Raw genomic sequence first — 375 nt, forward strand, 5'->3', positions numbered from 1 at the left:
AGCGGCTGTCGATCTCACCGCAGGGTAGGGTGCGGTATCAGCTCAAGACGCCGTGGCGCAATGGCACCACGCATGTCGAATGGGATGCGGTGGACTTCATCGCCAAGCTGGCGGCACTGGTCCCGCCGCCACGCGCGCATCTCACCCGCTTCCACGGCGTATTCGCCCCGAACGCGAATCTGCGCGCGCAGGTGACGCCATCGGGGCGCGGCAAGCGGCCTGCGGGCGATGCGGCGCCGGTTGACGCAAGCGCCCACGACGAGCCGCGCAGCCCCGAGCAGAAGCGCCGTGCGATGAGCTGGGCGCAACGGCTCAAGCGGGTCTTTTCCATCGACATCACCACCTGCGCCCACTGCGGCGGCGCGGTACGGATCG

The 375-nt window shown here is 69.3% G+C and carries 1 protein-coding gene; it reads left to right on the forward strand.

Features of this window, described 5'->3' with window-relative positions; all coding sequences use genetic code 11:
• Positions 1–375: transposase (locus QMX79_RS20975; RefSeq protein WP_282248477.1), on the forward strand; the 375-nt coding region annotated here is incomplete at both ends.

It is taken from the genome of Stenotrophomonas sp. PS02300, from assembly GCF_029959395.1.
Taxonomy (GTDB): Bacteria; Pseudomonadota; Gammaproteobacteria; order Xanthomonadales; family Xanthomonadaceae; genus Stenotrophomonas; species Stenotrophomonas maltophilia_AD.